Origin of the sequence: Vibrio sp. 1751 (genome assembly GCF_033339895.1) — a bacterium.
Lineage (GTDB): Bacteria > Pseudomonadota > Gammaproteobacteria > Enterobacterales > Vibrionaceae > Vibrio > Vibrio alginolyticus.
Genome location: NZ_JAWOVM010000010.1, coordinates 34,820 through 60,063, shown reverse-complemented (window position 1 = coordinate 60,063; position 25,244 = coordinate 34,820). Strand labels below are relative to the sequence as shown.

General features: G+C 44.8%; 21 protein-coding genes. 10 read left to right on the top strand and 11 right to left on the bottom strand.

Features of this window, described 5'->3' with window-relative positions:
- The first annotated feature begins 103 nt into the window (after positions 1–103).
- From R7041_RS06000 to R7041_RS05980, 5 genes are all read left to right on the top strand, one after another.
- The gene (locus R7041_RS06000) at positions 104–484 is read left to right on the top strand and encodes a DUF3302 domain-containing protein (RefSeq protein ID WP_064376388.1); all 381 of its coding nucleotides are present in this window, start codon (positions 104–106) and stop codon (positions 482–484) included.
- Positions 484–1,614, top strand: a complete 1,131-nt coding sequence (locus R7041_RS05995) for an HlyD family secretion protein (RefSeq protein ID WP_005375134.1) — start codon at positions 484–486, stop codon at positions 1,612–1,614. The genes R7041_RS06000 and R7041_RS05995 overlap by 1 nt, the downstream gene beginning before the upstream one ends.
- Positions 1,615–1,949: 335 nt before the next feature.
- The gene (locus tag R7041_RS05990; RefSeq protein ID WP_005375133.1) at positions 1,950–2,498 is read left to right on the top strand and encodes an ECF-type riboflavin transporter substrate-binding protein; all 549 of its coding nucleotides are present in this window, start codon (positions 1,950–1,952) and stop codon (positions 2,496–2,498) included.
- A 6-nt stretch (positions 2,499–2,504) separates the two neighbouring features.
- Entirely contained in the window at positions 2,505–4,244 is a 1,740-nt protein-coding gene (locus tag R7041_RS05985) for an ABC transporter ATP-binding protein (RefSeq protein WP_186585108.1), read from the top strand.
- On the top strand, positions 4,241–5,080 hold the full coding sequence (locus tag R7041_RS05980; RefSeq protein ID WP_005383942.1) for an energy-coupling factor transporter transmembrane component T family protein: 840 nt from the start codon (positions 4,241–4,243) through the stop codon (positions 5,078–5,080). Before R7041_RS05985 ends, R7041_RS05980 begins: the two co-directional genes overlap by 4 nt.
- 122 nt (positions 5,081–5,202) lie before the next feature.
- Here R7041_RS05980 and R7041_RS05975 read toward each other — a convergent pair whose 3' ends face one another.
- The 4 genes from R7041_RS05975 to napG form a co-directional block, all read right to left on the bottom strand.
- Positions 5,203–5,484 (bottom strand): YrhK family protein, encoded by a 282-nt coding sequence (locus R7041_RS05975; RefSeq protein ID WP_025768568.1) that lies wholly within the window; start codon positions 5,482–5,484, stop codon positions 5,203–5,205.
- Positions 5,485–5,690: 206 nt separating this feature from the next.
- The gene (locus R7041_RS05970) at positions 5,691–6,872 is read right to left on the bottom strand and encodes an MFS transporter (protein WP_005375129.1); all 1,182 of its coding nucleotides are present in this window, start codon (positions 6,870–6,872) and stop codon (positions 5,691–5,693) included.
- Positions 6,873–7,071: 199 nt separating this feature from the next.
- Positions 7,072–7,926 (bottom strand): quinol dehydrogenase ferredoxin subunit NapH, encoded by an 855-nt coding sequence (gene napH, locus R7041_RS05965; RefSeq protein ID WP_017635480.1) that lies wholly within the window; start codon positions 7,924–7,926, stop codon positions 7,072–7,074.
- Positions 7,926–8,696 (bottom strand): ferredoxin-type protein NapG, encoded by a 771-nt coding sequence (gene napG / locus R7041_RS05960; protein ID WP_005383947.1) that lies wholly within the window; start codon positions 8,694–8,696, stop codon positions 7,926–7,928. Before napG ends, napH begins: the two co-directional genes overlap by 1 nt.
- 394 nt (positions 8,697–9,090) lie before the next feature.
- Between napG and R7041_RS05955 the strand changes: the two genes are divergently transcribed.
- Positions 9,091–9,591, top strand: coding sequence for a GNAT family N-acetyltransferase (locus R7041_RS05955; RefSeq protein WP_017820512.1), 501 nt, complete (start codon positions 9,091–9,093; stop codon positions 9,589–9,591).
- Between the two features lie 46 nt (positions 9,592–9,637).
- Here the strand turns inward: R7041_RS05955 and R7041_RS05950 are convergent, their stop codons facing one another.
- Both R7041_RS05950 and R7041_RS05945 read right to left on the bottom strand, forming a co-directional pair.
- The gene (locus R7041_RS05950; protein WP_206949227.1) at positions 9,638–10,615 is read right to left on the bottom strand and encodes a phosphotransferase; all 978 of its coding nucleotides are present in this window, start codon (positions 10,613–10,615) and stop codon (positions 9,638–9,640) included.
- Positions 10,612–10,887 (bottom strand): GNAT family N-acetyltransferase, encoded by a 276-nt coding sequence (locus tag R7041_RS05945; RefSeq protein ID WP_104976440.1) that lies wholly within the window; start codon positions 10,885–10,887, stop codon positions 10,612–10,614. Before R7041_RS05945 ends, R7041_RS05950 begins: the two co-directional genes overlap by 4 nt.
- A 127-nt stretch (positions 10,888–11,014) precedes the next feature.
- Here R7041_RS05945 and R7041_RS05940 point away from each other — a divergent pair, with 127 nt between their 5' ends.
- Positions 11,015–11,761 carry a flagellar brake protein gene (locus tag R7041_RS05940; RefSeq protein ID WP_042521645.1) on the top strand — a complete coding sequence of 249 codons (747 nt, stop codon included), beginning with the start codon at positions 11,015–11,017 and terminating at the stop codon, positions 11,759–11,761.
- A 124-nt stretch (positions 11,762–11,885) separates the two neighbouring features.
- Here R7041_RS05940 and R7041_RS05935 read toward each other — a convergent pair whose 3' ends face one another.
- The 3 genes from R7041_RS05935 to R7041_RS05925 form a co-directional block, all read right to left on the bottom strand.
- Positions 11,886–12,845, bottom strand: a complete 960-nt coding sequence (locus R7041_RS05935; protein ID WP_206949141.1) for a porin — start codon at positions 12,843–12,845, stop codon at positions 11,886–11,888.
- Positions 12,846–13,243: 398 nt separating this feature from the next.
- A complete protein-coding gene (locus R7041_RS05930) occupies positions 13,244–14,872 on the bottom strand; it encodes a methyl-accepting chemotaxis protein (protein ID WP_206949142.1) in 1,629 nt (542 codons plus the stop codon).
- Positions 14,873–15,165: 293 nt separating this feature from the next.
- Positions 15,166–17,526 (bottom strand): Lon protease family protein, encoded by a 2,361-nt coding sequence (locus R7041_RS05925; protein ID WP_005375118.1) that lies wholly within the window; start codon positions 17,524–17,526, stop codon positions 15,166–15,168.
- Between the two features lie 187 nt (positions 17,527–17,713).
- Between R7041_RS05925 and R7041_RS05920 the strand changes: the two genes are divergently transcribed.
- Together R7041_RS05920 and R7041_RS05915 are read left to right on the top strand one after the other, a co-directional pair.
- Complete coding sequence (locus R7041_RS05920) at positions 17,714–18,211, top strand: hypothetical protein (protein ID WP_005375116.1); 498 nt, start codon at positions 17,714–17,716, stop codon at positions 18,209–18,211.
- A gap of 85 nt (positions 18,212–18,296) precedes the next feature.
- A complete protein-coding gene (locus tag R7041_RS05915) occupies positions 18,297–19,928 on the top strand; it encodes an ABC transporter ATP-binding protein (RefSeq protein WP_206949143.1) in 1,632 nt (543 codons plus the stop codon).
- A gap of 241 nt (positions 19,929–20,169) precedes the next feature.
- On the opposite strand, the gene R7041_RS05910 is transcribed toward R7041_RS05915, so the two are convergent.
- Both R7041_RS05910 and R7041_RS05905 read right to left on the bottom strand, forming a co-directional pair.
- Positions 20,170–22,203 carry a prolyl oligopeptidase family serine peptidase gene (locus R7041_RS05910; RefSeq protein WP_258512318.1) on the bottom strand — a complete coding sequence of 678 codons (2,034 nt, stop codon included), beginning with the start codon at positions 22,201–22,203 and terminating at the stop codon, positions 20,170–20,172.
- A 120-nt stretch (positions 22,204–22,323) separates the two neighbouring features.
- Positions 22,324–23,223, bottom strand: a complete 900-nt coding sequence (locus R7041_RS05905; protein WP_005375112.1) for a LysR family transcriptional regulator — start codon at positions 23,221–23,223, stop codon at positions 22,324–22,326.
- A gap of 162 nt (positions 23,224–23,385) precedes the next feature.
- Between R7041_RS05905 and R7041_RS05900 the strand changes: the two genes are divergently transcribed.
- Positions 23,386–25,077 (top strand): L-lactate permease, encoded by a 1,692-nt coding sequence (locus R7041_RS05900; RefSeq protein ID WP_005375111.1) that lies wholly within the window; start codon positions 23,386–23,388, stop codon positions 25,075–25,077.
- The last annotated feature ends 167 nt before the right edge of the window (positions 25,078–25,244 follow it).

The following is a 25,244-nucleotide window of genomic DNA, read 5'->3' as shown; positions in this document are numbered from 1 at the left end:
AATTCCTACATAAAAACCGCTTGATTCATCTGTAGTTAAGACAAATACTTAAATTGTTAATTTACGTAGATTTTCCATTTCGCAATACGCACAGGTAGGTAAGATGTTTCTAGACTATTTTGCACTTGGGTTACTCATCTTCGTTGCTTTAGTGATCTTTTACGGAATCATTGTCATCCATGATATTCCATATGAAATCGCCAAAGAGAGAGAGCACCCGCACCAAGACGCAATTCACTACGCTGGCTGGGTCAGCCTTTTCACTTTGCATGCGCTGTGGCCATTTTTATGGATCTGGGCAACATTATGGCGCAAGGAACGCGGCTGGGGTTTTAAACAACTAGAACAAGAAACACACGACATTCATCACCGCCTTGAAGAACTCATCGATGAAGTCAACGAACTCAAAAACCAAGTATCGATGTTGAAACAACAAAAGATTCAGCAAAAGCCTTTGCCTGAACAAAGTAAAGAGGACGAATAATGGACTTATTGCTGATTCTGACTTACGCCGCTCTTTGTATTGCCATTTTTAAAATTTTCAATATTCCTCTAAACAAATGGACCGTTCCAACCGCCGTACTTGGCGGCGTAGTGTTAGTGGGCACACTCGTGCTGCTTATGAACTACAACCACCCATTTACTCAATTGGGTAACCAAGTGTTCCCGACTACGCCTATCGTCTCTGGCGTGCGTGGCCGCGTGGTGGAAGTGCCAGTCCAAGCCAACCAACCGCTCAAAACGGGCGATATTCTTTTCAAAATCGATCCTGTGCCTTTTGAAGCAGAAGTTGCTCGCCTTGAAGCGAAAGTCAAAGAAGCAAGCCAAGGTGCGTTGGGTTTAGAGTCTGATCTAAGAGAAGCAGAAGCTGCTGTATTGAAAGCGCAAGCGGACAGAGATAAAGCACAAAGGGAGTTTAGCCGATATCAAAGGGGCTTTGATCGTGGCGCGTTTACTGAACAAGATTTAGATACTCGACGCCAAGCGTATAAAGCGGCAGAAGCCATGTTAGACGTTGCGATTTTGCAACAAGAACAAGCGCAAATCGCTCTGGACTCTGAAATCGGAGGCGAAAATACCCAAGTCGCGCAACTTCTTGCCGAGCTGCGTAAAGCAGAGTTTAACCTAGAGCAAACCGTCGTTCGTGCGCCAACCGATGGTTACGTTACGCAATTGGCTTTGCGTCCTGGTGTTATGGCTGTGCCGTTGCCACTTGCCCCGGCAATGACCTTCGTACATACCGAAGACATTACGTACACCGCGGCATTCAGACAGAACTCATTACAACGCTTGAAGCCAGGCTTTGAAGCAGAATTTATGTTCCGCGCAATTCCGGGCAAAGTGTTCCGTGGCGAAGTCATTGACGTGATTCCAGCCATTGGTGAAAGCCAAATTCAAGCGCGAGGCGCTCTGCTTGGGACTGATGCCTTGCGCACGAGCGGACGTGTTTTTGCGAAGCTGAAAATTACCGACGACTTGAGTGGATACCACCTACCAATGGGTACTGCGGTTGAAGTTGCAGTTTATTCAGACAGCTTTACTCACGTATCAGTGATGCGCAAAGTGCTTATTCGTATGAAGAGCTGGCAGAACTATTTATACCTCGACCATTAATGAACATATAGCGCATTCATTTATTGGTAAAAATAACATCAAACCGTGTAATCAGGGGCTGACGATCAGCCCCTGATTCATTCTAGCCATCCAGATAGATAGCATTCCCACTTTTATTAATATTCTGTATAATGCGCGCCTTATTTTTAATGCTTGCTAAAACCAAAGCCAGTCAAAGGGATGCGTGAATCAAATCACACATTTCCTGAAGAAAAATAGAGCAAACAATAAGCAGCTTGGTTGTTTTGAATATATGTTACACAATCAAATAACTAACGCTTTCCAACAATATAAATGAACGTTCTTTAAAATCGACTATTGAACTGAGGTTATCTATGAATCTTTCCGCTAAAACTGTTGTGGTTATTGCAATCGGTGCTGCTCTTTACGGTATCGGCGGCTTACCTATGTTTGGCATCCCTGTGTTTGCAAACACAACGCTAAAACCAGCAATGGCAGTATTAGCATTGTTCTCAGTACTATTTGGACCACTTGTTGGCTTCTTGGTTGGTTTTATTGGTCACTGGGTTACTGACCTATTTGCAGGTTGGGGCGTATGGCTCACTTGGGTACTTGGTTCAGGTATTGTTGGTTTGATTATCGGTCTATTCCCTTCTCTAACGCGCTACCGTTTGGAGAAAGGTGATTTCAATATGAAAGACTTCGCGTTATTCGTAGTACTTGCGCTATTAGGCAACGTATTTGGTTACGGTTGCTCTGCATTCCTCGACACGATTTTATACGCAGAACCGTTCACTAAAGTGTTTACCCAGCTTTCTATTATCGCGATCGGTAACACCATTCTTATTGCTATTGTTGGCTTCTTCATTCTTAAGTCTGTCGCTAAACGTAACAAGCAAAGCCGTAACTTAACAGAGGCTTAATGTCGAATGACAATCGAATTTTCTAACTTCTCTTTTAGATATGAGTCGCTGGACAAACCGACGCTAAAAAATATCAATCTAAGGATAGAGAAAGGAGAGAAAATCGTCATTATCGGTCCAAGTGGTAGTGGTAAATCTACTCTTGGGCAATGTCTTAACGGACTGATCCCACACGCAATCAAAGGGGAAACCAGTGGAACATTGACCATCAATGGTCAAGACACCGCCCCTTTCGACATGCACCAATACACTGAGCAAGTTGGCACCGTACTCCAAGATACGGACAGCCAATTTGTCGGTTTGAGCATTGGCGAAGACATTGCATTTGCGCTGGAAAACCAGCTAACTTCAAATATCGACATGTACCCATTGGTCAAAGCCACGGCCAAAATGGTCGACTTGGAACAGATGTTAGATCGCTCTCCCCACGATTTATCTGGCGGGCAGAAACAGCGTGTTTCTTTGGCGGGCATTCTCGTCGATGACGTCGATATCCTTTTGTTTGATGAACCACTAGCTGCGCTTGACCCTAAAACGGGTAAAAAAACCATCGAGATCATCGATGATCTACACCGCGAAACGGACAAAACCATAGTAATCATTGAGCATCGTCTTGAAGACGTTCTGCATTGCTCAGTTGACCGTATTATCTTGATGGAAAGCGGCGAAATCATTACCGATACAACGCCAGATGAAATTTTAGCGTCGCCTCTACTAGAAGATTACGGCATCCGCGAACCGCTTTATATTTCAGCACTGAAAGAAGCAGGCTGCGCGATTGAGGGCGATGCAAAACCTTCTAGCTTAACTACCTTACCGTTGGAGCAATATAAACCAGCGGTACAAGCATGGTTTGATGGTTCAACAGCACAACCACCTAAAACGCCAGCCGAGACTTTGCTTGAAGTCCGTGGCCTCACCTATTCTTACGACGGTGAGAAAAACGCGTTAGAAGACGTGAGTTTTGACATTAAGTGTGGCGAGTTTGTCTCTGTACTTGGCAAAAATGGCTCGGGTAAATCGACCATCACCAAACTGATTATGGGCGTTATTGAAGCGGATAGCGGCTCAATGAGCATGAATGGTCAAGATCTTAACGAACTGACCATCTTCGAGCGTAGCCAGAAAGTGGGTGTGGTGATGCAAAACCCGAATCACATGATTTCCCATCACATGATTTTCGACGAAGTGGCCTTCGGCCTCCGTAATCGTGGCGTTGAAGAGAAACAAATCGACGCTAAAGTACTTGAAGTCCTAGAGCTGTGCGGTTTGAGCAAATACCGTCACTGGCCAATCGAAGCATTGAGCTACGGCCAGAAAAAGCGCGTAACCATTGCGTCAATTTTGGTCTTGGAACCAGAGCTTCTGATCCTTGATGAACCGACGGCAGGTCAGGACTATCGAAACTACACGTCTATGCTGAGTTTCATCGAAAAGCTCAATCGCGAGTTGGGCGTAACCGTAATGATCATCTCTCATGACATGCATTTAGTGTTGGAATACACCTCGCGCTCTATCGTGATTGCAGACAGTAAATTAGTCGCGGATGCACCAATGACGCAGGTATTCAGCAGTCCAGAGCTACTAGACCAAGCAAACCTCACTACCACAAGTTTGTTTGAGTTGGCTACGAAAGTTGGTATCGAGGACACCAATGGCTTTATGCAGCACTTTATCAATGTAGAAAAAGCGCACCGCCAACAAAAAAGCGACGACGTAAACCAACTAGAGAAAGCGGTGGCATGAAAGACAATAAGATGAAGTTTGGTATCAACTACATCGATACCCAATCGCCACTTCATAAGTTGAATGGCATTACTAAGTTCTTGCTTTTCATTGCTTGGGTAACGGTGGTATTGACCACATTTGACTTGCGAATCATCGCGCTGTTGATCGTGCTGGGTTTGGGCTTATTGAAAATGACCAAAGTGCCCTTTCATGTCTACAAACCGCTGTTATTCGGTACAGGTACGGTATTACTGATCAATGCCCTGTTTATGTTCGCGTTAGCACCGCAACAAGGTACTGAGTTCATGGGTTCATCAACGGTTTTACTCTCGTTACCCGGTAATTACTCGCTCACTCAAGAGACATTGTTTTACCTAGTAACAGTGACGTTGAAGTACTTCAGCATGTTCCCAATCGCATTGGTGTTTGTATTTACCACTCATCCGACAGAGTTTTCAGCCAGCTTGAACCGTTTAGGTGTGCCTTACAAAATCGCCTATGCCGTAAGCTTAACGCTGCGCTACTTGCCGGAAGTGAAAAAGGACTTTGTTAACATCATGCACGCGCAACAAGCACGCGGAGTAGAACTGAGCAAGAAGGCTCCGTTGTTCAATCGTATGAAGAACGTCGCGAAGATTCTTGGACCTCTGATTTTCTCTAGTTTAGACAGAGCCGATCAAATCTCAAACGCGATGACGCTACGTGGTTTTGGCCGCCACTCCTCTCGCACTTGGTACAGCTTAAAACCACTGACCAAAGCCGATATGATCTGCATGGCTGGGATTGCGGTGATAGTGATTGCTGCGATCAGCAAGCGTGTGATGGACACACAACTGTTCTGGTATCCGTTTTAAATTCTGAAGCTTCAAACTGAACATAACGTGGTTAGTGTTGTGACCACGTTATCTTCCGTCTTTCCCCTCGATAACTCACCTGTTGGCTTCTTGCTTGCGAGTGTTCAAAAGAAGCGGTAATTTCAGCGGCTCGCTGATGTGCCAGAAAGTTGCTTATTTAAACGACCAACATGAACTAAACTCATCAGTTTTATCAGGGGCTTAATGATCAACTGCGCACTGCCTACAATGAAAAGCCAAGTACCACTTTCAATCAACGAATCATTCAAAAAGAAAAAGCTACCAATTAAAAACCAAATAGCAATGAGTAGGTCGTTTGCAGCACCTAACGCCTCATAGCGGCGCTGAATAACGATGTGACGGCTTCCTAGATCTAAATCCAACTCTCTGCCATGTATCTGCACTGTATAGCTCCCCTCTTATTGTTTCGCGTCAGTTATGCCCAAGTTATTTCGAAATACTTAGTTCTAAACCCTAACGGACGTGGCATGCATTGACAACCATTGGAGGGATTATCTATTTGCAATAAAAAGAAAAGGGCGCATAAGCACCCTTTTTAGCGAGTCTAATTACAGGTATTCGCTTTAATGATTAGATAGTGAGTACCAACTTAACTCCACTTCAACAAGCGAGTTTCGTTGCCTTCTTCCGGCTTCGCTGGAATATTAAGTGACAACAGCAAGCTCACTGCTGCCATACCAGCGCCGATGTAAAATACGCTAGCAGGTGAAACCAGCCAAATCACACCAAACGTAACAGGTATTACAACCGCCGCAATATGGTTAATCGTAAACGCAACGCCTGCGGTCGACGCCATATCGGCAGGATCGGCAATTTTCTGGAAGTAGGTTTTAATCGCAAGCGCTAACGCGAAAAATAAATGATCGACAACATACAATGCTGCCGCCCACTCTGCCGTTTGCACCAAACCGTACCCGACGAACACGAAGATCAAACCGACGTATTCAAACATCAACGCTTTGCGCTCACCAACAACGCCGATAAAACGGCCTATTCGCTTCGCAAACAAGAAGTTAAAGACATAGTTAATCAGGAACAGCAACGTAATATCTGCGGCGGAGTAACCAAACTTTTCTACCATCAAGAAACCAGCGAACACCGTAAAAATTTGACGGCGTGCTCCACTCATAAACGTAAGCGCATAGTATAACCAGTAACGTTTACGCAGGATGAGCTTCTTGTTCTGAGGCACTTTTGTCTTAAATTGTGGGAAGGCAAATGCCATCACCAAAATGAGCACAAAACCTAAACCACCAGCCATTAAATAGACCGTTTTAAAATCAAGTTTGAGCTGTTCGAGCGAAACCCAAATGGCGCCGTAGGTAAACAGAGAAGCCAAAGCTCCAACAGAAATAAACTTACCCAGCATTTCTGGCGCTTCTTCTTTAGATAGCCATTGTAAAGACAAAGACTGCTTGAGTGTTTCAAAGTAATGGAAGCCGGTGGACATTAACAAGGTTGTAAAAAGTAGACCGTACAAAGTGGGAAAATAACCTGTTAATGCCGTACCAAGCGTAAGCATCGCCAAAGAGACGAGCATAAAGCGTTGCTCTCGGATAAACAGCAATACAAACACGGCGGTAAAGGCCAAAAAACCCGGAATTTCGCGCACACTTTGCAATAGGCCTATGTCAGCACCATCAAAGTTTGCTTTCTCGATAACAAAGTTGTTCAACAACGCCATCCAGGTAGAAAAAGCAATGGGCACGATAATGGAAATTAACAGGAGGAAATTTTGCGGCGTTCTCCAGCCGTGCGATGAGGTAGTCATGATGTTTCCTTTAAATATGAAGGCATCATCATAGCTTTAAATGTAACAAATTCGCAATATCATTATTATTTTCAACCCAGAGCAAGCTGATATGGCTGAGGAATATTGTTATGAAGACAAACATCGCACTCAATTCCTTGGCTAAGCGCGATGTTCAAGTATCAAGAGAACTAAAGCATGAGTAAATGTGCTCAGTGGCTTAATCAATGACTTTTACTGATAGGCGATTTTTAAATTCAAACACATGTTCTGGACACACATCCAAACAACGGCCACAGCTAATGCAGTTTTGATCCATAACTCGACGATCTCCCTCTTTCAAAGGCTGCCGAAGCACTTCTGGTTCTGGGCAAACGTAAAAGCAATCCATGCATTTGGTGCAATCTTCGCGCCGAACAGCAGTAACGCGCAACAGGCTTTTTCGGCCTATCACGCCATAGGTAGCCCCCAGTGGACATAAGTGCCCACACCACCCATGCTCAACCAAGAGTAAATCCAACACAAACACTAGGGCGATCAACACCCAACCTGCGCCCATACCAAACACCAATCCGCGATGCAGTGCAGCCACTGGATCTAACCATGTCCAAAGAATCGCGCCAGACAGCGCACTGCCCAACATCAAAACAGGGATCAGCCAATAACGAATCACGGGAGACCAACGATAGCTCGCTTTAATGTTGAGCTTTCGACGCAACCACGCCGCCAAGTCTGTCACGATGTTCAACGGGCACACCCAAGCACAAAATGCGCGCGGCGCCAAAATCGCGTAAAACACCACGACAATCACTACGCCTAACAACGCATTAAACTCCGGAACATGCCCTGTCGCCAAAGCTTGAAGCACAATTAACGGGTCACTTAACGGCACGGTATCGAGCAACATACTTGATGACAGATTACCAGTTAGAATTCCCAGCGTCGGCCCAGCCATAAATAGCGCAATGATGGTGAACTGACATAGCCGACGTAAAATCAAAAACCGATGCGCGCGCCACCAACCAAGCTTTTCAAGCGCTTCTTTGCCAGCATTTTGAGCTAAATTCTTTGCCATTACTTACCTCCTTTTAGCGATTCAAGCGCACCTTCCGGCACAGGCGTCTCACTAGGGAGGATATTTTCGAGTGGTTTGTCGATCTCTTTCCAACCAAAATTGTAGTGGCTGCCCACTTTGCCTTTCGCCAAATCCGTCGGGACAACTTTAATAGCAGCGACATCCAACACGCACGCTTGTTCACACTTACCACATCCGGTACACACTTCGGAATTCACTGTAGGGATAAGTTTGGCGTGATAGCCAGTTCGGTCGTTGTGAACCATCTCTAACGTGATGGCTTCATCAATCAGCGGACAAACGCGATAACAAACGTCGCATCGTAACCCTTGCCAGTTAAGGCAAGTTTCATGGTCAATAAGAACCGCTGTACCCATTCGAGCATCATCAATATCGGTTAGTTTCGGATCCAGCGCCCCACTCGGACAAGCGACAACACAAGGAATGTCTTCGCACATTTCGCAGGGAATATCGCGTGCAGTAAAGTAAGGTGAGCCAGTCGCGACGGGTGAAAGTAATGTCGCAAGTTTCAAGGTATCGTAAGGACATGCCTGAACACACAAGCCACATCGAATACAAGCTGATTCGAAATCGCCTTCCGGCAATGCACCTGGCGGACGAATAGGCACACCTTTGGTTTCTCGAGCTTGGCTTTGTAGCGATTGTAAGCCCAATACACACGCAGCTGCGCCAACACCAGCCGCAGTCCGAGCTGTATCACGCAAAAATCGGCGCCGACTTTGCGATATTTTAGACTGAGAGGATTTCATGCTATTTCCTCAACAAAACTCCCTTATCAAGTTAAGCATAAATAGCCCTAAACGTGTCGTTTCCCTATACCTCATAGGAGGTAACTCCATCCTCTATTGATTCAAGTCAACTGACGCACAGTGCCGTCGTCACAGTTTGACTAAATGCGTTTATTTACTGCGACATGAAATTCACCACGATACTCTGCAGTACGCGCCATTCTCAGTACAATAATTCAACACCTTTGCAATCTATTCGCTCAATTCGATGATAAATCACTACTAAAAATTCAAAAAATGACATCATAACAAGCTAATTTAAAAGGTATTTATCCATTAAACATAAAAAACACTATCCAAATAAGAAAACTGTGGTTAGATTAAAAATTAAAACTAAAAAGCGAAGGAGAGAGGCATGGAAATTATCGTACGTCCAACGACCGTCGAAGACGCAGCGGCACTCGTAGAAATCTATTCACAACCAAAAGCACAACGTGAAACCCTGCAACTCCCAAAGCCTTCGCTCGCGATGTGGGTGGAAAGATTGTCAAACATACCTGATGGTGTTTATAGCTATGTCGCTGAAATTGATGGTAAAGTCGTCGGAAATATTGGCTTTCACCACTCTCTACGTCCAAGAACGATGCACACGGCATCGTTTGGCATCGGAGTACATGATAGTTTCCATGGACTCGGTATTGGTAGCAAATTGATAGAAACAGTCACTGAACTAGCAGATAACTGGTTAAATGTGAGAAGAATTCAGATAGAGGTCAATGCCGATAACGACGCCGCCATTGGGCTTTATAAAAAGCATGGATTTCAAATTGAAGGTGAAGCGATTGACGGTTCCTTCCGTGATGGTGAATTCATCAATACCTATTACATGGCGCGCATCAGACCAGGCCAAAGATAAAACAAAGCCTCCTACTAATTGGAGGCTTTTCTTTTTAAACTTCGACTCACTTTCGTAAGTAAGCCAACGCTCTGCGAGTCAATGCTTCTGTGTAGGGATTGATCTTCCAGTGGTCGGAACTCCAACCTTTCACAAAGCGCTGAAAGTCTGCCCAAGCCACAGCAAACAAAGGACGCCATTCACGCTCGACTTCATTAGGGTCAAGATTCGGTTGATAGACCATTAGCGAGTGTTGCAACTGAGCAAAATACGTATCCAAAACCCAAACTTCCATCTCTGCACAACGTTCTGGCTTAACGGCGCTACTCATAAACAGTGCCACATCTTTCATTGCACACCCACATCCAACGTATTGAAAGTCAACCGCAGCAACGCTTGATTCTTCTTCATCAAAACAGAAGTTCGCCAATTTGGCATCACCATGTACTAGTGTTTTAAACTTAGCTTGCGAAAGCGTTTGATCAATCAATTGAGCCGCATTTTGTAGCTCAGTGTCTTGCAATGCTTCAAGCTCGTCGGGTCTGGTTGCTAAGTGCCAGTATGTTCCGGTATGCCACAACTTATCCGAACGAACATCGATGTATCGCGCATGAAAGTTCGCCAACCAAGTGAGGCAGGCTTGTAGATGCTCTAACTGTGCATCTGTGATGACTTTTGGAAAGCCCACCTCGGCGAGATCTTCCATCACAATGAGCCATTCATTCTCCGATTGGAACGTTTTTAGACCTTGTGGTACTCGGCAGCGAGTATCCACCCCTCCGGAAAAATGCTCATACCAATTCACTTCCACCTGATAAGAATGCAACTTTCTTTGATGAGAACGGTCCGTATTCCAGCCTCTAGGATGCTCTGAAGGCTTAGGGAGTTTTACATGCTTAATGATCACCGAACCAGTAGAATAAGTAACTCGGACTAACTCCCCATAGCCTCCCCATAGCGATTGTATGACTTCTACAGAGCGGTAATTACCGAGATTGAGTTCCTGGCCAATAGTTTGGTAGCGTTGGTGGTTGTTACTCATCATGCGAGCAGATGTGACCACGTTTGGTTCTTCTCCATATAGTGAATAACATATGGGCAAACTGGTTTGATTTGATAACCGAGTGACTCAATTTCTGGCAACACCGCTTCCATCATCACTTTTCCGTACCCCTTACCTCGCAGTGCTTCAGGAACAACCGTTGATGTAATGTGCATGACATTACCCTTAAGCTGATAAATTAACTTGGCTTTATAGCCCTGCTCTAAATCAACCCAGAATGTACTATTCGTGGCTTCATGAGTTACTTTATGCATATCTTGCTCTCTAATTTTTGTTACAGATTGATTGAATCAAACTATATCACTGAATAAAATCGATACCATGCGAGAGTGCTGCTTCGCCTCACGCGATTACCTTCTTACATCAGGTACGACAATTATAATGAGAAATATGAGCCCAATTGCCAGAGACGGCAAGCTACCTCTGCAAAGCAAGAAGGCACCAGAACGTCAGGCAAGTACATTAAATAGCACCGATGCAATGGCAATGGTCGAACATGGCAGTGAAGTGAGCTTAAACGTCACCACCCCCGTTGGTACAAAGTTTATTACAACCAGCACATTTGTTGGCTGTCACTCAAATAATACTGCATTGATAGAGGTTCCGAACATCTCCGATGAAGACTTGAAGTTCTATTTTCAGGAAGGCTTTTGGATCAATGTAAAAGCCTACTCTCATCGAGGTGAAGGGGCCGTTATCCCATTTCGGGCCCAATTGCAGCATCGACTAGGCGATCCGTACCCAATTTTGGTGCTAGACCTACCCAACACTATGCAGGTCTTTCAGCTTCGCAAAGAAGTGCGTTACGAAGTAAATTTGAGAGCGCGTGTTTGTTTAGAAGCCTATCGAACTGAATGCGAAATAAGAGATTTATCTCGTAGTGGCTGTCGTTTTGTAACATCACCGATGAGCCGACCACTTCAGGTTGGTGACCACGTTTCATTGGATCTAACGATGCCCGGAGAAAGTCGTATGCTAGCGCCGTTGCGAGGTCGTATTTGTAATTTACAAAAATCAACGCACTATGCTCGCTACGGAATGGAGTTTGATGAGGTTGGTAAAAACAACGCTAAAAACCTCCTCAGTCACCTCAAATTTGATGGTACTAAGCTCACACTAAAAAGATAGATTTGATCACCCCTATCGCTTATCAAGAAGCTTTGAAGTGCTAGAAAACAAGAAACCCCTTACTTTTCAGTAAGGGGTTTTTATTTACTAAGAATAAGGCAGTATCTTAGATAAGAGTCATGACTTAGAAGTCGTAACGTAGACCTAGCGCTAGCTCATCTTTTTCAGCCGCGCCTTCGTTATCCATTAGATCGAAGTTGTATGATGCGTAGCCACGGAAGTTAGGCTTGAAGTAGTAAGTTACATCAACAGCTAGGTTTTCTACAGTATCTGCGTCTTCTAGTTCACCTTTGTTGAACGTAGAAGTGAATACAGTTTGACCCATAGTGTAAGCAGCGGCTAGTTCGTAGCCTTTGTAATCAAAAGTCTTACCTGCAACATCCATATCCGCGCCAGTGTAGTTACCAGCGAAGTAGAAGTCACCTACAGAGTATGCAGCTACCAGCATGAACTCATCGCTGTCGTTTTGATCTGCGTAACCAGCACCTAGTTCAAAACCAGTGTTAGCAAACGCGTAAACACCAGATAGAGAGAAGCCATCTTCCTCGTTGTCTGTAAAGCCTTGTGCATCTGTTGTGCGATCAGCAAAACGGTAGCTAGCGCGTACAGCTAGTTGCTCGAATTGGCCTTTGTAAGACAGCATGTTATCTGTACGGTCAGAAACAGGCAGTTTAAGTGCTGCTGTGTTACCGTGGTAAGCCATAATGTCAGTAAAGTCAGTAAGAACCACTAGTGCGCCGTCGTTTTTACCGTAAGTTACTTCACCGTATTTGCCACCCAGACCTGCATAAGCGTAACGAGTTTCAAGATCACTATCGTTATCTACGGCACCTTCTTCTTTTGTTTTGAACTCACCTTCCCAAAAACCAACGCCGTATAGGTTTTCATTGATTTCCTGTTTGCCTAGGAAGTTAAGACGGATGCGAGTACGGTCTTCTGCCTTACCATCCATCATAGAAAGACGCGCTTCAGCGCGGCCGCCCATCTCAAGAGAAGTGCCATCTTGGTTGTATAGTTCTGAAGCGACAACTTGAGATCCTGATGCCATTAGCGCCACTGCTACAGCTAAAGTTTTTAATTTCATTGTTATTTTCCATATCATTGTTTTATATGTATTTTCTCACCAGAAAAACAGGACTTTTCTGTACCAACGAGAAAACTGGCGGCATAGTAGCAGCTGTTATTTTTCACGCAACGTGTTGAATAAACAGCACTTATAGAAGAAAACACCACTTAAAATGACGATATGAATACCTCTCAACCATCAAGTTATCGGTTGAGTTAAAAAAAATGTTCGCGTCAAAAAAAAATTGACGAAAAAAATGTAAAAACAATATCACAAAACGTGACATTGCCCGCAAAAAAAATCTTGTTAACTGACTGTTTTAGATAGACTTATTGATAATAAATCCGATTATTACAAACAAAAAAATCCCTGAGCATTCACTCAGGGATTTAGAGATTTGATAAGTAGATGATGAATTAAAGCTTAAAGAAACTTAATTGCTCTTTCTGCTTCTCTGCAAGTAATGAAAGCTCAGTACTCGCACTTGCACTCTGGCTGATGCCCGCTACGTTTTGGTTTACAAGCTCCGACATGTTAACCACGTTGCGATTGATATCTTGAGTAACTTGAGACTGTTCTTCGGCTGCGGTTGCTACTTGCGTGTTTGAATCGTTGATGTTGGCGACTGACTCGGTAATTCCAACCAACGCTTCATTCGCTTGTTGCGTCAGCTCGTTGTTGCGGCTAAGCATATCAAGGCTGACTTGCATACTGTCATTCGCAAGCCCAGACTGCGCTTGAAGCTCTTCAATGATCGTTTGGATCTCTTGTGTCGAGTCTTGAGTACGCGCTGCTAGCATCCGTACTTCATCAGCTACTACCGCAAAACCACGACCAGACTCACCAGCTCGCGCCGCTTCAATCGCAGCATTCAATGCTAGCAAGTTGGTCTGCTCAGATACGCCGCGAATCACTTCAATAACATCGTTGATCTGTACAGATTGCTCTTTTAGACGCAAAACAACTTGCGCTGCATCGTTCAATGCTTGAGACATTTGCGCACTTGCTTCCGCACTTTCTTGGAAGATAGCCAAACCTGATTGAGCAAGTCCATCAGCTTCACGCGCAGTTGCGTCAGCAGAGGTCGCGTTATCACTCACATTATTCGCAGTGCTTGCAAGCTCGTTAACCGCAGATGCAACTTGCTCGATCTCCGCCAACTCTTGTTGAGCGTTCGCTTCCGCTTGCGTCATTACCGCAGCCAATTCGGTCGATGCAGATGCAACTTCCTCACTAATACGGGTTAACTGGTCCACAGTGTTGTATAACTGCTCTGCGGTTTGGTTTACATCTTTGCTCAGCTTAGAGATCTCATTGTCCCCATCGACATCTGCACGTACTGATAGATTACCCATTGCTAACTGACGCATCACTTCTTGCAGCTTTTGGATTGGTGTAACAATCATGCCAGATAGGAACCAAGCGCCTATCAATGAGAAAGCAAATACCGCTAAAACTGTCAACATAGCGTTATTTTGCACACGTTCATTTTGCTGATGACTTCTGATAGTAGATTGTTCAGCTTGCTCGTTTACATGCTTTGATAGCGTGTTAATTTGTTGGACCATTTCTCGGCCAACATTGCGATACTCTTTGACAAATGCACGGTACTCTCTATCCGATTTTAAACCTTGATCGTATTGGTTGAAGAAAGCAACTGAGCGCTCTGAATATCGCACATAGGATTCAATTGCTTGGCGAACTTTAACGGCATCGTCACGGAATAGGTTTCGGGCTTCAATTGCGCTTAAATCGGCATCAACTTGCTTTAAGCCTTCTTTCAATTCGGTTAGAAAATTCTCACGACGAGAAGCATCGTAAATAGCGTAAACCGCGCTTATGCGCAGAGGGTAAATTTGGTCGTCAATACTCGCCAATGTGTCTTTGTGAAAAACCAAAGATTCTTGGTTGGAAGCAATAACATCTTGCTCTGCTTGAAGATTGTTTTTAGTAATCCAAAGAGCAATAAACAAAACAATCGCGGTAAATAATACCGGAACCAAAATTTGCGTTCGTACTGACAAATTTTTCAGTGATAACTGCATGACAGGGCCTCAGTTGTATGCGTGATGTCTATATCCAAACAAACTCGAGCTGTGCTTATAACAACGTTACTTTTCGGCAGTTTGAATATCTATGCTTCCTTGCGACGGGATAAATCCCAGACGAATAAACAAGTGGCGAATATTAGAGGTCGATCACACTTTTGTCTAGTACAAAAACTCTCCATTTTCAATCTGTTATTGACAATATCCCGACAGTGGTGTCGGGATATTGTCGTTATGATAAATTATGATCACTTATGATGAGATACATTCACATTTAGGACGGTTTCAGCCTATTTTCTCAACGAATTGAGCTTAGCTTGAGCAAGGCCAAAAATGGTATCGATTGGATAAGAGCCTTCATCGGTTGGCTCACCAGCAACTTTCCCCGTAAACAATTCGATAGCTTCAGTAACATGGTCAATCGCCCAAATATTAAACTCGCCTTTTTCGACTGCTTTCACGATGTCGGAACGAAGCATTAGATTGTGAACATTAGAGCGCGGAATAATGACCCCCTGCCCGTCATGACGACCTTTAATTACACACACATCATAAAAGCCTTCGATCTTTTCGTTTACGCCACCAATAGGCTGAGCTTGACCAAATTGATTCATCGACCCTGTTATCGCAATGTCTTGTCGGTTTGGTTGCTTTGAAAAAGCAGACACAACCGCACATAACTCAGCCATGCTGGCACTATCACCATCAACACCACCATAAGATTGCTCAAAGGTAATGGTGGTCGTTAATGGCACTCGTGCCGTTTTACCAAATACGGAAGATAAGTAGGCAGACAAAATCATCACGCCCTTAGAGTGAATACTGCCACCCAAATCCACGCTGCGCTCGATATCGATAACATCCCCATCACCGTAACACGTCGTCGCTGTGATGCGATTCGGTGCACCAAACATGTAGTCACTAGTGCTCAATACCGAAAGTGCGTTGACTTGGCCTACGGCTTCTCCTTCGGTGCGAATCAGCGTTGTGCCGTTAATAAAGGTTTCCATTACGTTATCGCGTAATCGGCTTACTCGCATTTCTTGGTTATTGAGCGCCTCTTCAACATGCCCAATACGAATCATGTTGGAGTTGGCTTGACGAGCTACGTAGTTCGACTCTCGAAGCAAGTTGGCGATATTAGCCGAATGTAGAGATAGCTTGGATTGGTCGCCAGACAAACGTGAGCTGTATTCGATGATTCGAGCAATGGCTTTGCGATCGCAATGCAGCATATTGTTGTCATGCACCACGCTAGAGATAAAGCGCGCGTAATGCAGCTCAGACTCCGGCGTACGTTTCATTTCGTCTTCGAAATCTGCCGTCACGCGGAACAACTCGCTGAACTCTGGATCGTAATGTTGGAGTAATTGGTAAGTTCGGTAATCACCAAATAAGATGATTTTGATATCAAGCGGAATCGGTTCAGGATCGAGTGATACCGCCCCCGTCAATGTGACTTCTTTTTCTAGAGACGTAAAACTCAATTGACGAGCACGCAATGCGCGCTTCAAACCATCCCAAACGTAAGGCTGTTCAAGTACTTTCTGAGCATCCATTAATAGAACGCCGCCATTCGCCTTATGCAAGCTCCCTGCGCGAATCAGCGAGAAGTCGGTAAACACCGTTCCCTTGAAAGTGGCAGTCTCAATCGACCCGAAGAGTGAATGATAGTTGGGGTTTTCTTCAACAACGATAGGAAATTCGCTGCTTTTACGGCTTACCAAGACGTTCACTTTATAACGACGTGGCAATTTTTTATCCAAGGATGCCGTCGCAATTTCGCCTTGCTCGCCACTTTGGTCAAGGAAGATATCTGCGTTTTCAACAATATCTTTTTGCAGCTCAGTTAAGTAGGTTTTGATTTCGGAATATTGCGCGTAATCCACTTTGAGTTTTTTGATGAAGTGAGTAATTACATCAAGTGTCACTTCATCATTGAGCTTTTTGATTTTATCGCTGTATGTCTCTTCCCACTCCGTAAGCTCACGAACCATCGAGCGCAATCTCACTTCGAGTTCATCAATAGCATCGCTGAATTGCTCTTGTTCTTTTTTGCTTAGTACATCAAAAGACTCTTCCGTATGAAGCTCATCACCGTTCATGGCGACAAACTGATAATCCCCCTGTGTAGTCAGTGTTAGGCTGATGCCTTTTTCTTTTGCCTCTCGACTAATACGATCCAGCTCGTTTTGTTGCTTAGCTGCCAATTGATTTTTTAATCGCTCAGCGCGGCTAAAGTACATTTCATTGTCGAATGCTAGGGGTAAAGCATTCAATAATTTGCCCATTAAAGCTTCAATATCAACACGTAGCTTATTTCCGATACCACAAGGCAGCTTTAATACCTTTGGTGTACGGGTATCCTCAAAGTTCGCAACGTAACACCAATCAAACAGGGCTGCTGCATCGTGTTGGTGACGATTCAGATAGCGCAAGATCATGGTGCGTTTACCTAGCCCATTCTGACCAATGGCGTAGATGTTATACCCTTTCTCTTTGATGGACATCGCAAACTCGACCGCTTTTTGCGCGCGCTCTTGGCCCACGATTTCATCAATTGGAGGTAACTCCTTGGTCGACTTACATGGCATATTCTCTAGATCTGCTACAGAATATAGCTGCTTAGCTTCCAATCTTAGTATTGCCATATCCACTTCCTTTTTTCTTATTTTCGTTATTTGAGTGTAGAGATTATTTGCTTAATTTTAAGTGATTTACCTTCCACCCTAGATTGATTGGACATTTTATGAACACACAAGTGATATTAACGCGCACTTGCAATTGATAATCAATTTCATTTAATATCTAAACAAATCAAATGTTGTGGAGATGGATATGAATATTGAGCAATGCTGGATGCGCTACTTAAAAGCGGAGCAACTGATGGAACAAGGCCATTGGCCAGAAGCTCATCGTTTATATGACGACGTGCTCAACAATCTACCCAACCACATTCATCTAGCGCTAGAAAATGCACAAACTAAACCTTGCCAGTTTGTATGTCTCATTACGGGGCTTAGAGATGCCAGCGTGACGCAATCAGAGATTCTCAACAAACTCGGCTTACAGCATGATGCGTTCTCAATACTCAATCAAACTTACGCGCTATTTCAATTTTTGCAGCTAGAGAGCCATGAACTGATTGAGCGCGTAGGTCACCTACTTGGTCAACAGAGCGAAGACTTGTTAGCTCACATGGCGGCATTTTGCTCTGCCCAACGTAATGCTCAATGGATGATAGAACTCGAGCACGTAACGCGCGCGCATGAGCAGTTCTTACATTTGCAAGCAATGAGTTCGGCAAAATCTTCGCCTTCTCACCTGTATAATTAATCTAAAGCTCAAGCATTGAGGCCAGCTAGGTTTGTGCTATCCATTACTTGAGTATCATTTGCTTTATCAACCACAAGGATCTGTGATGTCTTCTAAAACCATTCTTTCGGTGAACAACCTATCAGTCAGCTTTACGACAAACGATGGGATCGTCGATGCAGTAAAGAATGTTAGCTTCGATTTAAAAGCAGGCGAGACGCTGTCCATCGTTGGCGAATCTGGCTCTGGCAAGTCAGTATCAACCAATGCACTGATGAAACTACTGCCAGACAACGCTATTTTGCATGAAAGCTCATCCATCATGTTTGAGGGTAGCTCCATCTTGGATAAAACAGAGCGTGAAATGCAAAATATTCGCGGTGATCGCATTGGCATGATTTTTCAAGAGCCGATGACCTCACTAAACCCGTACATGCGGGTGGGTATCCAAGTCGCTGAGGCCATAATGTGTCACCGCCCGGTCGACAGACGAACAGCAAAAGAAAAGGTGTTAGAGCTGTTTGAATTGGTTCATATGCCAAACCCAGAAAAAGCGTACAACAAGTACCCACACGAATTTTCTGGTGGTCAATTGCAACGCATCATGATTGCGATGGCACTGATTAACGAGCCCGATATTTTGATCGCCGACGAACCAACAACGGCGTTGGATGTCACGGTTCAAGCAGAAGTGTTGCACCTGATTAAAGAAATTCAGGCTCAGATGGGCATGGCAATCCTATTTATTACTCATGACTTAGGCGTCGTAAAACACTTTGCAGACCGTGTCATTGTGATGTGTAAAGGAGAAGTCGTCGAAGAAGGCGAAACGCAAATACTCTTCGAGGACCCAAAGCACGAATACACACGTATGCTAATCAACTCGATTCCTAAAGGCAGTAAGGAGCCTATTAGCGAAAGTGCTACACAGCTTTTAAAGGCCGACGATATACGAGTCAAATTCTTGGTAAAGTCGCATTTTATTGCGAGCAAGAATGAGTACTTCGAAGCGGTAAAAGGCATTTCTCTTGAGCTTAAACAAGGAGAGACCCTCGGGATCGTTGGGGAGTCCGGTTCAGGTAAGTCTACACTCGGCCGAGCTTTGATAGGTCTACTGCCCTCAACTGGCAAAATAGAATACAAAGGCCAAGATATGGCCTTGCTGACAAACAAAGAACGCTTTGAGCTGAAAAAAGACGTTCAGATGGTATTCCAAGACCCTTATGGTTCGCTTTCTCCTCGTATGACTATCGGCGAGATCATCACAGAAGGATTAACTGTCCACCAACCAATGTTGAGTAAAAAAGAACGTATGCAGAAAGCGCGCGACGTGCTCCGTGAGGTCCGCTTAGATCCCGCGTCCATCAACCGTTATCCGCACGAGTTTTCAGGAGGCCAGCGTCAGCGTATTGCTATCGCGCGAGCACTGATCCTTGAACCTTCGTTTATTCTGCTTGATGAGCCAACCTCTGCATTAGACCGCTCGGTGCAACTGACAGTGATTGACCTTCTGAAAGATTTGCAGAAAAAACACAATATTGGCTACTTGTTTATTAGCCACGATCTATCAGTAGTTAAAGCACTCTCTGATCGTGTTCTAGTCATGCAAAAGGGCGAGGTCATGGAACAAGGTACGGCCGAAAAGATTTTCCAAAACCCTAAAAATGACTACACGAAAAAACTGATAGATGCCTCATTTGATCTTGAAAACAGTGAAAATCAGCACAATGCGGCTTAGGTTCATCACAGTTTCATATTCATAAACTAGGATTAAGAAAAGGTGATAAATTCATCTTGTCTTAAGAATGGCGTAGCTGCCTTTCGGTTTGGCCGCCGAGACTGGTTGGTTCAAGAGTCAGACTTAGTCAACCTGGCTCAAATACTGGCAAACAGTATGAATTGAGTTCCCCCAACCATGAAAAATGCCGCGACACTGTCGCGGCATTTTTTATTCTCAGAAGCTTCGAACAACTAGGGCATTAAATCGACTCAATACCCATATTATGTAACGTAAATGCATACACGTCTGTGGTGAGGTCAATTTGCTTACTCAGCGGCATTCCTGCACCATGACCGGCATTAACATCAATGCGTATCAATACTGGATTAGCGCCTTGCTGTTTGTCTTGCAGCTCCGCAATAAACTTGTACGAATGTGCTGGAACCACACGATCGTCGTGATCGGCAGTTGTCACCAATGTCGCAGGATACTGCACGCCTTCTTTTACATTGTGAACAGGAGAGTAGCCAAGCAAGTATTGGAACATCGCTTCGCTTTGTTCAGACGTGCCATAGTCATACTTCCAGCCTTCTCCAGACGTAAACGTGTGGTAACGCAGTATATCAAGCACGCCAACCGCAGGCAGCGCGACTTTGAATAGTTCAGGGCGTTGCGTCATACACGCTCCAACTAACAAACCACCATTAGAACCACCGCGAATCGCTAGGCGATCCGAGCTAGTGTAGTCGTATTCAATCAGGTATTCCGCCGCCGCAATAAAGTCATCAAACACGTTTTGCTTTTGCTGCTGAGTGCCTGCGTTGTGCCAGGCTTTACCGTATTCACCGCCGCCTCGCATGTTGGCGACAGCGTATATACCACCCAACTCTAGCCAGTTGGCTACATTGCCAGAAAACATTGGAGTAAGGCTGATGTTAAAACCGCCGTAACCATACAACATGGTTGGTGCTCTACCATCAAGTGCAACGCCCTTCTTGTATGAAATGATCATCGGAACTTGCGTGCCGTCTTTTGAGGTGTAAAACACCTGTTTTGATTCATACTCATTACGATCGAACGGTGCCTTTGATTCCTGAAACAGTGTCGATCCACCAGATTCGACATCAAATGAGAAGATCGTCGGAGGCGTCACGTAGTTAGTGAATGTGTAATAAAGTGTGGTTTCTTCTTTTTTACCCGCCAGACCATAAGCCGTGCCTTCTCCCGGCAATTGTACATCTCGAATCCACTCACCTTGGTAGTTAAACTGCTGCACTTTAGAAAGCACATCTACCATATAAGTCGCAAACAGATAACCGCCACCTTTGCTGATTTCTAACGGCTGTTCTTGTTCAGCAATCACGTCAGCCCATTGTTCTGTCTGAGTGTTGTAGCTGACAACTTTGCCATTCGGCGCGTCTAGGTTGGTGTAAAGCAGCAAGGTTGCGTCTTGGCTATCAATTAAGTAGGTGTCGCCTTGCGTTGTATCGCGCAGCGTCACAATTGCTTGGGAGTCAGACTGTAAATCGATATAAAACAGACGATTACCCGATGTAGATTCTGCGCCAGAAATAATGAGGAAGCGATCATCTGTCGTCGTCGTACCAGACACATAACGATGAACTTGCGTATCCAACTCACCAAAAATCACTTTATCTTCAGATTGAGGGGTACCAAGTTCATGATAATAAAGCTTGTGATGCTCAGTTCGAGCAGACAACTCGCTGCCTTGCGGCTTATCGTAGCTTGAGTAATAGAAGCCTTTGCTGCCCAGCCAAGAAATCGACGTAAACTTCGCATCAACAATCTCAGGCTCTAACTGTTCTTTGGTTTCCGTATCAATGACAAAGATCTTACGCCAATCACTACCCCCTTCTGAGATGGAATACGCGACCAAACGGTAGTCTTTAGAGAAGCTGACTTCGCCAAGAGAGGTCGTGCCCTCTTCGGAGAAAGTATTTGGATCAAGGAAAACCTCGGCTTCTCCCTCGCCTTTACGTCGATACAATACGCTTTGGTTTTGCAAACCGTCGTTTTTGTAGAAGTAGGTGTAGTCACCACGTACAAATGGCTGGGAATATTTTTCGTAGTTTTGACTGTTCGCCACTAAGTCACGGATTTGTTGGCGGTACGGTATCTGACCAAGGAAATCGAAGGTGACCGAATTTTGACCCGAAACCCATTGTGCGGTTTCTTCACTGCGATCATCTTCTAACCAGCGATAAGGGTCGGCAATGTCGTGACCAAAATAAGTGTCCACGACAGAATCTTTACGTGTTTTTGGGTAATGCATAACGTCCGTGTTACTCCGTTGTTTTTATTAAGTTGTTTATCTTCAATCGTTTTATTGCGGTGATTACCTTAGAGCACCCAATTTTGATTTCAACGACATTGTTTTAAATCTATGAAGAACCTAGAAATAATGAGATATCGTTAAGTACCGGTCACGAATGTGCTCAATAAGCAGCTTCACTTTGTTCGGTGGTTGACGAGTAAACGGATACACCGCGTAGATACCCAACTTTTTACCTACTAATTCAGGAAAAATATCCACCAGTTGACCATTACGAATATCGTGATACACCAAGCAGCGCGGGACGTAAGCAATACCATGGCCGCCCAGAGCGGCTTTACGTAATGCGGTCGCGTTATCAGTAGAAAAGCAGCCCGATACTTTGACGATGTAATTGCCATCTTCTCCTTTAAACTCCCAATCCGTTGCACCTGTGGTTTGGTAAGCGTATTGCAGACAATTGTGCGTGGTGAGATCAATCGGCTCGATCGGTTTCCCATTTTTCGCAATATAAGAAGGTGACGCGCATACCACCCATTGGGAATCGAGAATATGTCGTGCGATCAAACTGGAGTCGGCTAGGTAGCCAGTTCGAATGACTAAGTCGTAACCATCAGCCACTAAATCGACAAAGCGGTTATCCAATGACATGTCCACGGTCAGACCCGGATGAAGGTTACAAAACTCGGCAACAGCATCAGCAAGTATCAAATCTCCAGAGATACACGGCACGGACATTTTTATATGACCGCTCACATTCTCTCCAAAGCCTGCAACAGCATCCATAGCCTCCTGAGTGGCCTGCTTCACATTTTTAGCACTGTGGAGTAACACCTTACCTGCCTCGGTCAAGGTTAATTTGCGCGTTGTTCGATATAATAGCTGAGCCCCTATTTCTTCCTCCAACCTCGCCATTCTTTTGCTAACTACCGAATTTGTAAGGTTATTTGCCTCTGCAACCTTACTAAAGCTGCCAAGTTCGATTACTTGAGAAAATAGGATTAAGTCGTCTGCTCTCATACCATTATGTCACTTTTGGAATTAATTATTTTCATTATTTCCCTATATCAACAAAAAATAAAGGAGTAAATTCACGCCAAATTAACAAAACCATTACAACAAAAAGTCACCTCTACAGCGGATTGACACCGTTCGAGAAGTCAGCGTACGAAGGATGTACAAATGAGTGAAACCCTACTTGCCCTAGTGGCATTTTCGCCAATTGTTGTTGCCGCCATCTTATTGGTTGGTCTCAACTGGCCTGCTAAAAAAGCCATGCCTGTTGCGTTCGGTCTAACCGTCGCTATCGCACTTATGTTTTGGGATATGTCAGCCAATCGCGTACTGGCTTCCGTATTCCAAGGACTCGGCATTACTGTCTCTGTTCTATGGATCGTGTTTGGTGCCATCTTCTTGCTCAACACTTTAAAACACACTGGAGCGATCACCACAATCCGTAATGGATTTACCGATATTTCGGCTGACCGCCGTGTACAAGCCATCATCATTGCTTGGTGCTTTGGCTCGTTCATTGAAGGCGCATCTGGGTTCGGTACCCCGGCAGCAATCGCTGCACCACTGCTGGTTGCAATCGGCTTCCCTGCGCTAGCCGCTGTCCTAATGGGCATGATGATTCAGTCTACGCCTGTTTCATTCGGCGCGGTAGGCACGCCTATCATCGTAGGTGTAAACAAAGGTTTAGACACCCATAACATCAGTGAGTCGTTGGCCGCACAAGGTGCAACGTGGGAAATGTACCTGCAAGATATCACAGCGCACGTTGCTGTCATTCACGCAGTCGTAGGTACGATGATCCCAGTATTAATGGCGATGATGTTAACACGCTTTTTCGGCAAGAACAGAAGCTGGAGTGAAGGCCTGGATATTCTACCATTTGCGCTATTCGCTGGTGTCTCTTTCACCGTTCCATACGCGTTAACCGGCGTATTCTTGGGCGCAGAGTTTCCTTCACTTATCGGTGGTTTGGTTGGTCTGTCTATCGTTGTTACCGCAGCGAAAAAAGGCTTCTTAGTACCAAAGACTAAGTGGGATTTCGAAAGCGAAGACAAATGGCCTGCAGAGTGGTTAGGCTCGCTAAAAGTCGATCTAAACGACAATCCGGGCAAGCCAATGAGCATCGTAAAAGCTTGGGTTCCATATGTAATGCTGGCAGTTATTCTCGTCGCAAGCCGCGTTAGCCCTGAGCTGAAAGGCTTTGTACAAAGCGTAAGTTTGTCGTTCAGCAACATTCTTGGTGAGACTGGCGTTAGCGCTGCGATTCAGCCGTTATACCTTCCTGGTGGCATTCTGGTGTTTGTCGCACTACTTGCTGCAATGTTACAAAGCGGTAGTGTAAAGCCATTGCGTGAAGCGTTTGGCGAGTCAAGCAAAACACTGATTGGGGCGGGTTTTGTCTTGGTATTTACCATTCCGATGGTTCGTATCTTTATCAACTCAGGCATCAACGGTGCTGACCTAGCAAGTATGCCCGTCACAACCGCAAACTTCGCCTCTGACCTTGTTGGTTCTGCGTTCCCAGCGCTGAGTGCCACCGTTGGTGCACTGGGTGCGTTCATCGCTGGCTCAAACACGGTATCAAATATGATGTTCAGCCAGTTCCAATTCGAAGTGGCACAAACGTTGTCTATTTCGAGTGTGATTGTTGTATCACTCCAGGCCGTCGGTGCTGCTGCAGGTAACATGATTGCGATTCACAACGTTGTTGCCGCATCAGCCACGGTAGGTTTGCTTGGTCGAGAAGGCGCAACATTGCGTAAGACGATTATCCCTACGTTCTACTACATTGTAATGACAGGCATTATTGGATTGGTGCTGATTTATGGCTTCCAAATGACAGATGTCTTAATGAAGTAACGCGAAACGCAGGGTTTACAACCCTGCCTAATTTGACACAGCTGTCTGCACTACTACCCCGACATGTTGATTTAGCTTGCTACATCAATTCCCCCGACAGCTGTGTCATCCTTTCCAGTTTGCATAACTGATTGAGTGATTTAATAAAATTTTTCAACCAATTATGT